This is a genomic window from Sulfitobacter noctilucae, assembly GCF_000622365.1.
Lineage (GTDB): Bacteria > Pseudomonadota > Alphaproteobacteria > Rhodobacterales > Rhodobacteraceae > Sulfitobacter > Sulfitobacter noctilucae.
The window spans coordinates 64939-79778 of sequence record NZ_JASC01000002.1; the positions used below are offsets into that span (position 1 = coordinate 64939).

Consider the following 14840-nt stretch of genomic DNA (forward strand, 5'->3'; position numbering starts at 1 on the left):
GGATGCCCGCATTCCAATATCAGGCGGTCGATCCGTCCGGCAAGAAAACCAAGGGGTTGCTGGAAGCGGCCAGCGCCGCCGCCGCCCGCGCCGAGTTGCGCGCGCGCGATCTTCTGCCCTTGTCTGTGGAGGCGACGCGGCAGCGTGCAGGTGCATCGCGCGGCGTGGGATCGCATCGGCTGTCCTTCAAGAAACAGGTGTTGGTGACGCGGCAACTGGCAACGCTCGTGGGGGCGCAGGTGCGGATCGAGGATGCGCTCAAGATCGTGACGGAACAGATGTCGGGCACCCGCGACGTGTCGCTTTTGCTGAACCTGCGCAGTGCCATCGTGGATGGGCGCAGTTTTGCCGAGGCTTTGGAGGACGTGCCGGGGTCTTTCGACGAATACTACCGCGCCTCCGTGCGGGCGGCAGAAAGCGCGGGTAAGCTGCCGGAGGTTCTGGAGCATCTGGCACTCCATATCGAGGATCGCGCCCGCAATCGGCAAAGCCTGCAACTGGCGCTGATATACCCGGCACTTCTAGCACTGGTGTCCGTCGGCGTGATAGTCGCACTGCTGACCTTCGTCGTACCCGACATCGTGCGCGTCTTCACAGCACGCGGTGCCGACCTGCCAGGGCTGACGCGTGGTCTGATCGCCGTGTCGGACTGGATGACACGTTGGGGATTGATGGTGGGTGGCGCTTTGGCGCTTGGGCTTCTCGCCGGGCTTGCCCTGCTGCGCCAACCCGCTTTGCGGCTACAATGGGACGGCTGGCTTATCCGCGCGCCGCTGATTGGCCCACTGGTGTTGCGCATGAACGCGGCGCAATTTTCGGGCACGCTGGCCACGCTGGTGCAATCAGGTGTGCCGCTGGCCGAAGCGCTGCGCGCAGCATCGGGCACTGTTCCCAACCGGTTCATGCGCAAGCGCGTGGGCGAGATCACACAGGCCGTACAGGACGGGGCGGCATTGTCGCGCGCGGTGACGGCGGCGAAGGTATTTCCGCCGATGCTGATCGCCATGATCGCAAGTGGTGAGGCAAGCGGCAAGCTGGGCGAAAGTTTGAACAAGGCCGCGATAGATCAAGCGGCAGGATTGAAAGCGACGGTCAGCACGATTGTCGCGCTGGTCGAACCGGCAGTTCTGTTGGTGATGGGAGGCGTCGTGATGCTTTTGGTGATGGCGATACTGATGCCGATCGTGGGGTTGAATGGTCTGGCGGGGTGATCAGAACGGCAGTTGCAAAGTGATCGGGCCACCACGCGGCAGGGCCGTAAAAATCTCTGCCGCAGTGGGCTCAATGGCAATGTCGATGATCCTGTCGCGGCCCAAGCGTATCCGCGCCATGGGAGGTTGGCCATCGCTTGAAAGTGTCGCGAGCCCATCTTTGCCGACCTGTGACAGGTTAATCTGCAAAGACGGTATGTTCGCCTGCCGCGTGCCTTCCGTGCAAATCCCCGCCGGTGTGGCGACGTTGCCGCCTGCGGCCGCATCGCGCCAGCCCCAGCGAAGCGATACGTCCCGCACCGTCGCTGACATTTCACAGGTCCACGCACCGGGAATCAGCCGCGCCAGCCCAGGACCTGCGCGGCCCGAAAGGTCGACTACAGCAAAACCGCGAAGCCCCGCAGATGCCCAACCGGTCAGCCGCGTATCTCCTCCTTCAAGCACCGTATCGCTACGGAGATGAGGCAAAGGCAGCATCAGCAAACGGCTATCCCAGCGCAGCGCATAGCCGCCTTCGAGCAAAGCGCGCCCATCGCCTACAGAGCCTTGCACCGCAAGCACCGCTGGCGGCATGTCTATGTTTCGGGTAAGCAAGCTTATCGGTACACGCAGGGCCAATGTGCCGGCCAGCAACAGCAGGATCGCCAATGTCACAGCCAGTAAAACCATCCAAAGCCCGACCCGTAGAGCCGTCGCACGGCCTGTCACGGCGGCGGGTGCTGGCGGGGGCCTCTGCTGCATCCTTGGTCTCGCTTTCTGCGGGTTGCGGGGAGCTTGTGCTGCCCGGTTCAGGGTCGGGGTCCACTACGGGCGGGCCGCGCCGGTCGGCGGTGCTGTTGCCGCTATCGGGGCAATCGGCAGAACTAGGCCAGAGATTGCGCACCGCCGCAACCCTCGGCGGCGGTCCCGGCATCGGAATCGAGATTATCGACAGCGGATCAACGGCTGAAAGCGCCGTGGCGGCAGCTACCGCAGCGGTGGCGGCGGGGGCCGAAATGCTGGTCGGTCCGGTGTTCAGCGCCCAGACCGAAGCGGTCAGTCAAGCGGTGCGCGTGCCGATCGTGAGCCTGTCGAACAACGCAAGCCTTGCGGGGCGGCGCACCTTTGTGTTTGGCGTCACCCCTGCTCAATCCGCGCAGGCGATCCTTTCAATTGCAGCACAGCGCGGGCTGGGAGACGTGGCTACGGTCGTCCCCCCCGGAACATTCGGCGCTCAATCGGCGGCTGCCGCAGAACGTGTAGGAACAGCTCTAGGTCTGCGCGTGCGGCCCACGCTGGTGCGCTCAAGCGCCGAGGGACTCGTGGCAGCTTTGCAAGCCAGCGGGCCGCTGCCGAAAGCGGTCTATCTGCCCGCCGCCGATGCGACCCTCGCGGGATTTGCAGAAGCTTTACGGGGTCAGGGCGTCCAGCTTCTGGGCTCAACCCAGTGGTCCTCACTTGACCTTTCGGGCCGACCTGCGTTCCGCGATGCGTGGTTCGCGGCACCCGATCCGCTGCGCTTTGCCGCCTTTGACGAGACCTACAGCCAAGTAGCCGGATCACCCGGTGGGATCATCACCGGTCTGGCCTTCGACGGAGTGGAGCTTTTGCGCATCCTGGGACAAGCCGGCCAGCTTTCCGTAAGAGGTCTGACACGCGACAATGGATTTACCGGCGTTGTCGGTCCCTACCGGTTCCTGCGCTCGGGTCTGTGCGAACGCGGGCTTGGCGTGTTGAAGGTTGGCGCAGGAGAGTTCAGCCTGATCGGCAGCACATCCGTATGAGCCAGCCGCAGCGTGCCGGGGATGCGGGCGTCAGCCTAATTGAAGTCCTGGTATCACTGGCCATCTTCGCGGTGATTGGCGTGGCCGGTTTGGCCGTTCTTAACACCGTTTCACGCACGGGCGAACGCACGGAAGGGCGGCTAGAGCGGCTCGCCGACATAGACCGAAGCTTTGTGATCCTGCGCCGTGATCTGATGCAGATGCGTGGGCTGACTGCGACATTGGAGGCAGGGGCCCTGCGGTTCCTGCGCCCGGTGGAGGGTACAGCCGTCGAAATCACTTATCTGACAAATGAGGATGTTTTACTGCGGCGCATTGATCGGGTGGGGACTGATAATGTGGATCAGCATCTGCTCGACGATGTTGCCTCAGCTGAGTGGAAGTTGATGGATCGATCGGGCCGCTGGTATGGCACTTGGCCCCCCGCCAGCGCGACAGACGCGGTGCGGCCACACGCTGCTGAACTGGTGCTGAACGTGCGGGCGGACGGGGGCCGGACAGAATTTATCACCCGCCTTTTCCCGCTGGCCGCAGGACAGGGCCGATGAGTGGCCGCACGCAGGACAGCGGCGTTGTGCTTGTCAATGTACTGGTGTTGCTGGCGATTGCGGGCGGCTTGATGGTGCTGCTGATCTCAGGGCAGGAACGCACACTGGATCGGATTTCGGCGTCCAGCGATGCCGCCATCGCCGAACAGATCGCGCTTGGGGCCGAAGCATCGGTGGTGGATGCCTTGCGCCGCGATATGGATACTGCGCCAGAGACGGATCATCTGAACGAACCTTGGGCGCTCAGCGTCGTGCAGCAGGAAACGCAGCTTCCGACAGGGCGGTTTTCGGTCGCTGTTGAGGATTTGCAGGCGAAATTCGATATCAATCAACTGGGTGATTTATCGGCGGGCACGCAGGCCTTCGGCACGCGGCTGATGACAGCACTTGATCAGCCGCCGGGTACGGTGAACCAGATCGTGCGCATCCTTCAGGCCGTGGGCCGCATCTCTGCGCTTGAGGATTTAACGGATTACGGTGTGGCAACGGAAACTGTCGCAGCTCTCGCACCGCATGTGACGGCGCTGCCTGTGCCGGGTACGGTGAACCTCAATTCGGTCGAGCCATTTCTGTTGTCAGTGATGATGCAGAACCCAAGCCAATCCGCGCAATTGCTGCGCCTGCGCGAAGGGCGCGTAATGCTGTCTTTGGACATGTTGCAGGGTGTTGGTGCGCTGCGCCCGCAAAATAGCGGATTTACCTCAAACGTGTACCGGGTAGATATTCTGGCTGAGGCGGGCAGTGCCAGCATAGCCTTGCGAACGGTACTGGTCCGGCGCAATGCAGCGGGGATCAAGGCCGTGGACGTACTGGAACGGCAACTCCGACCGTCCGCGAATTTGCCCCCCGAAAAGTAGAAAGCCCCCGACACGCGGGGGCTTTCTGGTCTTTTTCGTGTCAGCCGGCGTTCAGGGATTGAACGGGTCGGCTGTGCTATTGACCGAGATGTTGATGCTTTGCGCATCTACCGGCTCGGCGTTGGCGTCCGCATCGAACATGGCGCGGAATGCCGCCCCGAATGTGTCGATGCCTGTCGCTTCCTCGCCGCCCGCATTGTCTGAGTCGTCGCATGCGGCGATCAGAAGGACGCTGGTCATCAAGGCTGCTGTTGTAAACTTCAGTTTCATGAATGCTCCCGTTTAGTTGGTTGCGCCGGGCAGTGGCGTGTTCAGGTAGGGGAACGCGTTCTGCAACTCGGCTGCGGAGATCGGCGCACCATCGATGAAGGGCGCATTGCCAACCGGTGCGTCTTCAGGTGCACACAGACCAAGGTTCACTAGATCGGTGTCCGTGTCTTCCACAGCGCCTTCGATGCCAAGCTCGGCACCCAATGGAACTGGGTGACAAAGAGCACCCATAACAACGCGCAAGGCGATGTCGACCGTGTCGTCACCCGGACGGCGTCCATTTGGGAAACCTGCAAGGTCTTCTGCGACAACACCAAATGGGCTTTGCGCATCACGCGGTGTCACCGGAATGGCTGTGTTCAGGCGCATCATTTCTGAAGGCGTCACGGTTGCCAGTTGGTTCACACCCGGGAAACCGGTGAGGAATGCAGTAACAAGATCCTGACGCGGCAGGTTTGATGGCGCGATATTGCTTGTCGCACCCAAAGCGTCGCGGAACAGGATGTCAATCAGTGCAGGCAAAGTCGGGTTGGTCACATAGGTGGCCAATGCGCTGTCCTGTGTTGGTTCTGCTGCGTTAAAGAGATCCTTGTCCGGAAGGCCGATCACGACTTCGTTCACCAGTGGGTTGGACAAACGCGACTGCTGCACAAACGCACCACCGTAAACGGAGGTAGACGCGTATGTAGGCGAGGGATCTTCGACTTCGCCCTGTGGCAGGCTGGCCGTTGTCCATGCGCCGATCACGCCGTTGCCATCACCCGTGACACAGGAAATCGGCACTTCAAGCGCCAGTGATGTCACGTTGAACCGGTCCACAAGATCGTCGTTGGAACGGTCGTTTTCGATCGAGCCTTCCAGCGGTACGAGATTCACAAGGTCAAAAATTTCGCCAAGATTGACGGCAAAGGCTTCGGCACGCTGGCCGACAAACACCTTGCCGGGTGCTTCGCAGCCGGGGATCGAAACGTCGTGGATCAGGCTGTTTGCATAACCCTCGTAATCCGGCAGTGTCTTGGTGCCGACATAGTCAAGCGGTTTGGTAAAGCTGGTGTTGCCACCGTCGCCTGTGACCATTGAGGCTTCACCCGAACGGCGATCACCCATGATCTTCTTCAGCGTGTAGCTTTCCATTTCGTTCAGCGGATCATCGGCGGCACCAGTGATTGGGCCAGCCGTCCGTAGCGGGATCGCGACGGTTGCATCACCGATTTCCAGCGCAATGCCCGCACCGTCCATTGCGAGAGTATTCTCGAAATCGAACTGGAACGTGACGTCTTCAACCGCGTCACCGTCATTGTCGATGTGGATCTCGTAGATCGCATCGGGGTCCATCGTGAAATAATTCGGACCGCCGTAGGGGGCCTGCAATGGAATATAATTGGCGATGAAAGTAACGTAGTCTTCACGCCCCGGCTCGTAACTGCGGAACATGTAAAAATCTGTTGCGTCCACTTTAGGCTGCTCGGTGATCCCCGGTGCCTCGCGGTGGGACGAAGCCCCCGCAGTGGAGGCGACGAGGGCGGCAACACTGGCCGTCATCGCGAATTTTGTAGCTGTCTTGGTAAATGGCATCCGTTTCTCCTGATTAGATGGCATGCCGGTCCTCCCGGATTATGCCTGTTCGGCTCGCTTTTATAATTCAAGCACTGGTACTCACGGATTGGTTTCGGCAAAGTTTCAAAGCATTTGAAAATTAGGAGGGTTGGCACATGCCGGAGCTGTTGTGGTTCGTTTCGACTTGCGTTCTCGCAGCAGTATTGGTGCGGCTCTCATGGATCGACATCCAAACACAGCGCTTGCCTGATCGTTTCACCTTTCCTCTGATCGCCGCGGGGCTGGCCTTTGCGGCTGTAGGGGGCTGGTCAACCTTGGTCACTTCGATCATCGGCGGCACGGTCGGTTTCGCCTTGCTCGCCCTTCTTGGACAATATTATTTCAGTCGCAAAGGCCGCGAAGGGTTGGGACTGGGAGATGCCAAACTCTTTGCCGCTGCGGGCACGTGGTTGGGCTGGCCCGCGCTGCCTGTCACGATGTTAATCGCAGCGACCAGCGCGCTTGTTTTCGTATTAATCACTCGGCGCACCGCGACCCAGGTTCCGTTTGGACCGTGGTTGTCTTTGGGGTTTTTCGCCGTGTGGCTCGCTCAGTTTGTCGGGTGGGTCAACTGAGAGCTAATTGACGGAGTGCCAACTCGGAACCAAGACACCAGCGGAAGTTACGCGTAACATGCCCTCGATCGGTACTTCAAAGCCGGTGGTACCCGTCATGCCAAAAATCGGTAAGAAGGATCACAGCCTTGGTTTCAAGATTGATGCTTTACCGGTTGTCTTCAGACTTCCCGCATTATTCGCGAGTTTGACCGGCGCGCGAGTGGGCGCTTCCAGCGCAAATTGAAAGGTACCGCCAATTGGGGCATCGTGGATCGCGTGAGCATAAATCAGTGTTCCGACTGCGCTGCGATGAAATATGTACTGAAATCGCGAACAGGTGCTGTGTCAGCAAAGTACGAAAAACGAATATCGGCAAAGTCCGCCTTTCGATAGGATTGACACTGTGCGGCGATGGCCAAGTCCGGATGTAATGTCATTGAGGCGGGTCCAATTACTGCATCGGCACCTTTAGCTGCAATGCGGCGACTAGCATGCCGCGGTTGCAAAGTAATCCTCCGTCAGAGAGTATGCAAAATTCGAGGTCGATTTTGTCCGCATCTGTTGAGTTCACACACGATGCACCGATAGGCGGGGCGTGTTTAGGGTGCCGTTCGTGGAATACGTGGCGAAGTTTGCTGGGGAGCCCATATTGCGTGGCGCTGCACCAGTGGGCAAAATCTGATGCGCGCGGAAAGCGACTTTGCAAGGTTCGTGTCCAGTGCGTCACGGACCTGTTCGGGTTACGTTCAACTGAGAGGTTAGTAATATTATGTGCCGTGTCTTTGCTTATATTGGGCCGGAAATACCGCTCGCGAGTTTGCTCTTGGAACCGAAGAACAGCTTGGTCAATCAGAGCCTGGACCCTGAGCTTCATCCACATCTTCAGTTGGCCGGTTGGGGATTTGGAGCCTGGAGCGAACACCTTCTGAAACCAGAGGATCCATTGCTCTATCGCAGGCCTAAGGCGGCGTTCTATGACGACAACGCCACAGGCATCATTCCAAGCCTACAAGGCAGCACTCTGCTGGCTCACGTGCGCGCATCGGGATACGATTCCGGCGTTGTCCAAACCGACGAAAATTGTCACCCGTTTTCCTTCGACGAAACGCCTTGGATTATAGCCCAGAACGGTGCCTTGCCGAACTGGAGGCTGCTGCAAAGGGAATTGCTGGCCCACTGCAATGATCGCTATCTCGAACAGATGCGCGGCACAACTGACACGGAATTTCTTTATACATTGCTTTTGTCGTTGCTAAAGGGAGATAGCGACGAAGACGTCAAGCAGGGGTTCGAAAAACTGCTTGAGGTCATACTTGAGGCGATGCGCAAGCTCGATCTGGTCGCGCTTACGAAACTGAAAATTGCTTTGGTCGGGCAGGACCGGATCATCGGCGTCAATTATGGCTGCGGCCACAAGGGCGAAACGGACGTGACCGGGGACTGGAAGAAACTACGCGAGGAGGACATGTCTCTCTCGATGTTGCTGGAGCCGATGTACCTTCTTACTGGCAAGAACTTCCAGAATTACGAGAGTTCTTACGAAGTCGATGTGTGCCCGGAAGGCGAGGCGACATCCGCCATTTTCGCGTCCGAGCCCCTGACCGACGATGGTGACGAATGGCTGAACATCGAATTCGGTGAAATCGTGGCGCTCCAAAATAAGGGCGGTTTCATTTCGAAAAAGGTAAGCAGGTTGAATGTGTGAATTGGCAGTTCCGCCGCGAGATGCAGTCCGCCTTTCAATAAGAGCAGGACAATGATGTATGGCTGATCGTTTCCAAAATTTTGAAGAACTGGCCGCCGTGTCACAGCTCGACGTCGACTACAAAATACGGTGCGAAGATCGCGGCTCATCTGTAGTGATCCTCGCGCCACACGGCGGCACCATAGAGCCTGAAACCGCAGAAATAGCTGAGGCGATTGCGGGAGCCGACTTGTCATTTTATACGTTCGAGGCACTGGCAGTCGGGGCCCATGGCGACTTCCACATTACCTCCCACCGCTTCGATGAACCCCTTGCCCTCGACCTTGTCGGTAGGACATACACCGCAGTTGCGATCCACGGACGAAAAGATGACGGAACTGATGCCGTATGGATGGGTGGCCGGGCGACCGATCTGCGGGATACCATAGCTGCATCGCTGCGAGCGGCCGGTTTCAAGGCTGAACCAAACAAGACGCTGCCGGGCGAACATGAATTCAACATCTGCAACCGGACGCGTTCCGGCAAAGGGGTACAACTTGAGCTTTCACGATCGTTCCGTAGCAGGCTCGCGGTCGAACAGACTGTCCTGCAAGATTTCTGCACGGCCATCCGAAACGCCATCCGAGTGGCGCGCGCTGATTGAAGAGAAACAACCGTCCGGAGCCGGGTCACGCGCGCCTTTTGGTCCGCACAGTTCACGCAAGCGAACGACTGTAGCGGGCCGCCAGCCGACGCATACAAGAGTTGCGGAAATGGCAGCTTTGTCTCTCGACTTAATTTTAAAGCCCGCGCGCAGCGAATGCTGCGCTGCATCCGATGACTGCTTCGAGCTCAAAGTTTCAGATGCTGCGCCGCGCTTGCACGTCCGCTAACGCGAAAAATACGAAACCCTTGAACAAAAGGGCAAGTTCGGAACGGGGATTTTTGGAGGCGTCAACGGATGGGGTTTGGGCCTGTGTCGAAAAGGAACACTTTTGGGCACCCAGCTCCGCTTGAATTACCCAAAGGCCAATGTGAAACTATATCTAATCATTGTACGTTCTTAATTGTGAACGACGGAGTGGAACTTGAGTAGTAGATTGAAATTGGGGCTTTTTTTAATCGGGGCGATCATTGCGGCTGCCCTGTTAGCCGTCGTCATTTTCCTGCGGCCCGGTGAGGCGCGTACGTATGCCACTCCGGGTTTTGAAAACATGACCGCGCATGAGCTTTCCAGTAAATCCTATCAGGTCGTGCCAGAAATGTTATCCGTCGTATATCTCGCCTTTGGAGAGACTAATGAGGTAGTAATCTACGACAAACTGGCTGAAGTCTCCGCCGAAGATGCTCTCGAAACGCTCTATCTGGAACGCGTCGGCGCGATGGTCGGTGGCGGTCTGGATGAAGCAGACCAGACCCTGCACGCGATGGAACTGACGAGCCTGTCATCGTGGCAATCAGGCAATACCGTTACGATGGATGTAAAATGGCATGTCGTCGGTACTGTCGGGCACGCCACCCATCTGCATGTGCGCGGCAACACCTATTCGGCAAACCTGACTGTTGAGCCAGTAGGCGGTGCGTGGCGGATGACAGCGTTTGTTCTTACAGATGTAGACCGCAGCGATGCAGGTACAATGGTAGCGGCAGAATGATCGAAATATCTGATTTATCATTTGCCTATCCGGGCGGCGATTTCCGACTGACGATCCCGTCTTTACGTTTGGACGCAGGTGAAAAAGTCGCCGTGGTCGGACCCAGCGGCACCGGCAAGACGACGCTTTTGAACTTGATTGCGGGGATAACCGTGCCAGACAACGGCACTGTGCATCTGGGCGAAACAGAAATTTCTAAGCTGGGGGATTCAGCCCGCCGTGCGGTGCGTGCATCACAGATCGGCTTTGTCTTTCAAGACTTTGCACTTCTGGACTATCTGAACGCACGCGAAAATATTCTTTATCCCTATCGCATCACATCCGGCGCGAAGCTGGACGGCGCGGCCCGCACTCGCGCCGCAAATCTGGCAACATCCTGCGGGCTTGGTGACAAACTGGATCGTCATCCTGGCGCACTCAGCCAAGGCGAACAACAACGTGTCGCCCTATGCCGTGCGCTGGTGATGCGACCGAAACTGATTTTAGCAGACGAGGCGACCGGTAACTTAGACCCGGAAAATAAATCTGCCATTCTCGATCTGCTATTTGAACGGACCGCAGAACATGGGGCGTCCTTACTGGCCGTCACCCACGATCACGATCTGTTGCCACGCTTTGACAGGATTATCGACTTTGCCGCGTTCCGGCAAAAAGAGGTGGCGCTTTGAACGCATTCCATCTTGCCTTCGCGTATCTGCGGTTCAACTGGATCAGGTCATTGGTGCTTGTTCTTGTCACGGCACTGATCCTTGCGGTGCCGATCATCAGTCAAGTGCTGTTGAACGGATCACGCGCCGCTTTGACTGACCGGGCTGACGCAACACCGCTGGTTTTGGGCAGTCGCGGCAGCCAGCTCGATCTAGTGATGAACGCGCTTTATTTTTCTGAAGACCGCGCAGAACCTGTGACTATGGCCGTGACGGATACGGTCTGGAACACGGGGCTGGGCCTGCCGATCCCAATGAACACGGCGTTCGAGACGAACGGCTCACGTATTATCGGCACCTCTTTGGATTACTTTGATTTTCGCGGGCTGGAGGTTGCGGACGGACGCGGCATTGCCGTTTTGGGCGAGGCTGTGCTGGGCGCGGATGTGGCTGCACGTCTTGCTCTTGGTCCTGGCGACACGGTCGTGTCATCACCGGAAAACCTGTTTGATCTTGACGGGGTATACCCACTTGAACTGAACGTCGTTGGTGTGTTTGCCCCAACTGGAACGCCGGACGACGAGGCGGTGTTCGTCGATATAAAAACTTCATGGGTGATTTCAGGCATCGGACACGGCCATGATGGTGTCATGGCGACAGGGGCGGAAGGCGAAGACATCGTTGCAGCGGCCAGTATTCTTGAGTTCAACCGGATTACGGACGAAAACATCGACAGCTTTCATTTCCACGGCGACCCCGCGAGCTATCCGGTGTCAGCCATCATCCTTGTGCCCAGTGATGAACGGGCGGGGACGATCCTGCGTGGGCGCTACCTCGACCCTGAAAACCCCGTTCAGGTGATCGTTCCTAAAGACGTGGTTGGCGATCTCGTAGACCGTATTTTCCGCATCAAAACACTGCTCGATGCTGTGTCATTAATCATTGGAACGGCGGCGCTGGCTGCCATCGGACTTGCGATTTTTCTATCCTATCGCCTTCGCGCGCGGGAAATGCAGACTGCATTCAAGCTCGGGGCGAGGCGCGGCATGATTGTGCGCCTTCTGGCTGCCGAGACATTCATATTACTGAGCATTGCCGGAGTCATATCTTTAGGCATCGTCCTTGCCGTGCAATCGCGCGGCGATACCATTGTGGCCTGGCTACTGGCGACATGATCTCAACCTCACAGGGAGACTTCAATGAAAAAGACTTTTGCGACCGTACTTACACTTGCCGCCCTCACCGGCACGACAGCACTTGCCCACTATGGAATGATCATCCCATCTGACAGCATGATCAGCCAAGAAGATGGCCGGTCTGTCGGTCTGACCCTGTCGTTCTCGCACCCGTTTGAGGGCAACGGTATGGTTCTGGACGCCCCAGTGTCGTTCAGCGTGACCCACGAGGGTGAAACAACCGACCTGATGGGTGATCTTGCGGACACCGAAGTAATGGGCCAGCCCGCTTTCATGCTGGATTATCCGCTGGAACGACCCGGCACCTATGTCTTCGCGATGGAGCCCCAGCCATATTGGGAACCGGTCGAGGACAGCTTCATAATTCATTACACTAAAACCTACGTGAGCGCGTTTGGCGATGATGAAGGCTGGGATGCTGAACTGGGACTGCGCACCGAAATCGTGCCGCTGTCCAAGCCATTTGGCCTTTGGGAAGGCAACGTATTCCAAGGCGTTGTGATGCTTGATGGCGCGGCCGTGCCGAGGGCGGAGGTCGAAGTTGAATATTATAATGAAGATATGTCCGCGACAGCGCCCAGCGATCTGATGATCACCCAAACGATCAAGGCAGATGCAAATGGCGTGTTCACATATGCGGCCCCATCTGACGGTTGGTGGGGCTTCGCCGCACTTAACACTGCCCCGGAAACGATGGACTACGAAGGCAAGGACAAAGCTGTCGAACTGGGGGCCGTCATCTGGGTGAACTTCGAGGAATGGACCGGCGAATGAGAACTCTAATTATCGCTTTGGCGGTAATCGGGTGGGCCACAGCGAGCGTGGCCCATCAACTTATCGTTTTCGCCTTTGTGGAAGATGGCGCTGTAATTGTTGAAACGAAATTCTCCACTGGAAAAATTCCAATTTCTGGTGAAGTACGCATTTTTGACGCCGAAAACACATTGTTGCTGACCTTACCATTGGAAAAAGATGGGACAGTGCGCTTTCCCCTCGATCCCGACGCATCAACGCAAGGTCTGTCCATTGAAGTTGAAACCAGTGAAGGGCATGACAATTACTGGGTTCTCACGCCTGACGACATTGAACGTGGCACGGAGAACTGAACGATGAACCTATTCAATCCCAACCGGCGGGCAATGTCCTTACTGTTGCTGTCCATTGCCACCGCGCCGTTCGCAGGTCCGGCTTTAGCACAAGACAGAGCAGTCATCGCGACCGTCAATTATCCGTTGGCCTATTTTGCTGAACGGTTGGTCGGCGACACTGCCGATGTTCTGTTTCCCGTCCCTGCAGGCGTTGATCCATCGTTTTGGCGTCCCGGTATTGTTGAAATTTCTGCCATGCAGGCAGCGGATGTAATTGCATTTAATGGCGCAGGGTTTGCGACATGGACAACCAAAGTGTCGTTATCCCGATCCCGGATTGTGGATACCTCTGCCGGTTTTTCCGACCACTATATCTCGACCGAGACGATCACACACTCGCACGGGGAAGACGGCGCACATTCCCACACAGGCACCGCAAACTACTTTTGGCTGGATTTCTCTCTCGCCGCGCGTCAGGCAGAAACCCTGGCCGCAGGATTGATCCGCCGCATGCCAGACGCAGAGGCCAGCATCACCTTGAACCTTGAAGCTCTGACCAACGACCTTGCAGCACTTGATGCATCGGCCAAAGACCTGAACGCACTTGTCGCGGGTGCAGCGGCCATCTCGTCCCACCCAAGATACCAGTATTTCGGGCGTGCTTATGGTCTGGATATTACGCCGATGGAATGGGACGCAAACGAAGCTGTGACCGAAGAGCAATGGAAAAACCTTGAAGCCGTCGTAGCCGAGACGGGAGCGAAGCTGTTCATTTGGGAGGCAACTCCTGCGCCAGAAGCAAGGGCCCGCATCAAAGATATGGGTTTGGTGGACATAGTCTTCCCGCCTCTCTCCAACCGACCAGCGTCGGGTGATTTTCTGAATGGGATGATCACGTCAGTTGAACAGGTCAAAAAGATCATTTTGGAATAGACTTCAAAACCACTTTTTGTCGAACGGTTCGCCGAACCCGACGTTGGCGCTCCTGCAGCGAAGGTCCGAAAAGTCCGCGAAGCTGTCATCGTCGCGTCGCGCGGCTAATGGCTGCTGTGAGCCCACCTTTCCGGATGCTGCACGTTGCGCTAATGTCGGGCTTTGAAGTTACGACTAACCCCAAGCTATCAATCTTTCGAAATCAACTGGAAAGCTCAATACATGTCAAACGAAGACACTGAAATTTCGGAACTTACCGAAATTTTTCGGTCACTGGGTGCTCAGGAGCTAGGCCAGTTCTTAAGCTCAAGAGAAAAAACCTCAGCTTCATAGGTTCCTTTTCCTGCGGCAAGCGTGGGCTCAAGTCGTCGACGAAGCAGATGATAGCTGGATTGAAAGAGTGATTGAAGCCGCAAATCGTAATCCGGCGGAGCCGTTTTCCGGCCAAGGTCAAGCGATAGAACGCATGTTGTCACTGGGCGTCAGCCGTTCTGACATTGTAGATTTGGTTCGCAGTTCGCAAGTCGAAGCGATCTCCCGGCTTTGCTACTTTTTAGATGACCCATCGTTGTGCAATGAAGAGAATGAGCGCGTCCGATCTGTGGGTTGGGCTCTTGTTGTAACGAATGAAGACTTTGAGCCGACCGACAAAGTCATTGGTGGCCTGCATGAATCAGTTTTGGAGACAGACCCAACTGGTCGAGAAATGCGGCCTCGAAAAAAACTCCAATAAGACAGATCAACGATGCGTGGTCGCCGGTTTTCTTTTTGCATCGGTCATGGAGAGCGGACACCGTTGCATTGGAGACGAAATACGGCTTTGTGCCGCAGTGCG

17 protein-coding genes are annotated in these 14840 nt (G+C 57.1%); 14 read left to right on the top strand and 3 right to left on the bottom strand.

Translation table 11 applies throughout. From position 1 onward, the window contains the following. Positions 1-2 precede the first annotated feature (2 nt). Entirely contained in the window at positions 3-1211 is a 1209-nt protein-coding gene (locus tag Z945_RS0101470; RefSeq protein WP_025050349.1) for a type II secretion system F family protein, read from the top strand. Here the strand turns inward: Z945_RS0101470 and Z945_RS0101475 are convergent, their stop codons facing one another. Further along, positions 1212-1880, bottom strand: coding sequence for a hypothetical protein (locus Z945_RS0101475; protein ID WP_025050350.1), 669 nt, complete (start codon positions 1878-1880; stop codon positions 1212-1214). Here Z945_RS0101475 and Z945_RS0101480 point away from each other — a divergent pair. Genes Z945_RS0101480 through Z945_RS0101490 form a run of 3 tightly spaced genes read left to right on the top strand, consistent with a single transcriptional unit; the run spans position 1859 to position 4379 of the window. Next, on the top strand, positions 1859-2974 hold the full coding sequence (locus Z945_RS0101480) for an ABC transporter substrate-binding protein (protein ID WP_161634068.1): 1116 nt from the start codon (positions 1859-1861) through the stop codon (positions 2972-2974). The genes Z945_RS0101475 and Z945_RS0101480 overlap by 22 nt on opposite strands. Next, the gene (locus Z945_RS19935) at positions 2971-3522 is read left to right on the top strand and encodes a prepilin-type N-terminal cleavage/methylation domain-containing protein (RefSeq protein WP_025050352.1); all 552 of its coding nucleotides are present in this window, start codon (positions 2971-2973) and stop codon (positions 3520-3522) included. Before Z945_RS0101480 ends, Z945_RS19935 begins: the two co-directional genes overlap by 4 nt. Continuing rightward, on the top strand, positions 3519-4379 hold the full coding sequence (locus Z945_RS0101490; protein WP_025050353.1) for a type II secretion system minor pseudopilin: 861 nt from the start codon (positions 3519-3521) through the stop codon (positions 4377-4379). The genes Z945_RS19935 and Z945_RS0101490 overlap by 4 nt, the downstream gene beginning before the upstream one ends. 51 nt (positions 4380-4430) lie before the next feature. Here the strand turns inward: Z945_RS0101490 and Z945_RS0101495 are convergent, their stop codons facing one another. Together Z945_RS0101495 and Z945_RS0101500 are read right to left on the bottom strand one after the other, a co-directional pair. Then, positions 4431-4649 carry a hypothetical protein gene (locus Z945_RS0101495; protein ID WP_025050354.1) on the bottom strand — a complete coding sequence of 73 codons (219 nt, stop codon included), beginning with the start codon at positions 4647-4649 and terminating at the stop codon, positions 4431-4433. A gap of 12 nt (positions 4650-4661) precedes the next feature. Beyond that, positions 4662-6248 (bottom strand): DUF4331 domain-containing protein, encoded by a 1587-nt coding sequence (locus tag Z945_RS0101500; RefSeq protein WP_241434448.1) that lies wholly within the window; start codon positions 6246-6248, stop codon positions 4662-4664. 113 nt (positions 6249-6361) lie between these two features. Between Z945_RS0101500 and Z945_RS0101505 the strand changes: the two genes are divergently transcribed. The 10 genes from Z945_RS0101505 to Z945_RS20425 all read left to right on the top strand — a co-directional run bounded on the left by Z945_RS0101505 (position 6362) and on the right by Z945_RS20425 (position 14738). After that, positions 6362-6820, top strand: a complete 459-nt coding sequence (locus Z945_RS0101505; RefSeq protein WP_025050356.1) for a prepilin peptidase — start codon at positions 6362-6364, stop codon at positions 6818-6820. Between the two features lie 751 nt (positions 6821-7571). Then, on the top strand, positions 7572-8507 hold the full coding sequence (locus tag Z945_RS0101510) for a class II glutamine amidotransferase (RefSeq protein ID WP_025050357.1): 936 nt from the start codon (positions 7572-7574) through the stop codon (positions 8505-8507). Positions 8508-8565: 58 nt separating this feature from the next. After that, the gene (locus Z945_RS0101515) at positions 8566-9150 is read left to right on the top strand and encodes a poly-gamma-glutamate hydrolase family protein (protein ID WP_025050358.1); all 585 of its coding nucleotides are present in this window, start codon (positions 8566-8568) and stop codon (positions 9148-9150) included. A 424-nt stretch (positions 9151-9574) separates the two neighbouring features. Next, positions 9575-10141 (top strand): hypothetical protein, encoded by a 567-nt coding sequence (locus tag Z945_RS0101520; protein WP_152541020.1) that lies wholly within the window; start codon positions 9575-9577, stop codon positions 10139-10141. Then, the gene (locus Z945_RS0101525) at positions 10138-10809 is read left to right on the top strand and encodes an ABC transporter ATP-binding protein (protein WP_025050360.1); all 672 of its coding nucleotides are present in this window, start codon (positions 10138-10140) and stop codon (positions 10807-10809) included. Before Z945_RS0101520 ends, Z945_RS0101525 begins: the two co-directional genes overlap by 4 nt. Further along, the gene (locus Z945_RS0101530) at positions 10806-11963 is read left to right on the top strand and encodes an ABC transporter permease (RefSeq protein WP_025050361.1); all 1158 of its coding nucleotides are present in this window, start codon (positions 10806-10808) and stop codon (positions 11961-11963) included. The genes Z945_RS0101525 and Z945_RS0101530 overlap by 4 nt, the downstream gene beginning before the upstream one ends. Positions 11964-11987: 24 nt before the next feature. Beyond that, positions 11988-12758, top strand: a complete 771-nt coding sequence (locus tag Z945_RS0101535; protein ID WP_025050362.1) for a DUF4198 domain-containing protein — start codon at positions 11988-11990, stop codon at positions 12756-12758. Beyond that, a complete protein-coding gene (locus tag Z945_RS0101540; RefSeq protein WP_025050363.1) occupies positions 12755-13090 on the top strand; it encodes a hypothetical protein in 336 nt (111 codons plus the stop codon). The genes Z945_RS0101535 and Z945_RS0101540 overlap by 4 nt, the downstream gene beginning before the upstream one ends. A gap of 3 nt (positions 13091-13093) precedes the next feature. After that, positions 13094-14005, top strand: coding sequence for a metal ABC transporter substrate-binding protein (locus tag Z945_RS0101545; protein WP_025050364.1), 912 nt, complete (start codon positions 13094-13096; stop codon positions 14003-14005). Between the two features lie 400 nt (positions 14006-14405). Next, a complete protein-coding gene (locus Z945_RS20425; RefSeq protein WP_152541021.1) occupies positions 14406-14738 on the top strand; it encodes a hypothetical protein in 333 nt (110 codons plus the stop codon). The last annotated feature ends 102 nt before the right edge of the window (positions 14739-14840 follow it).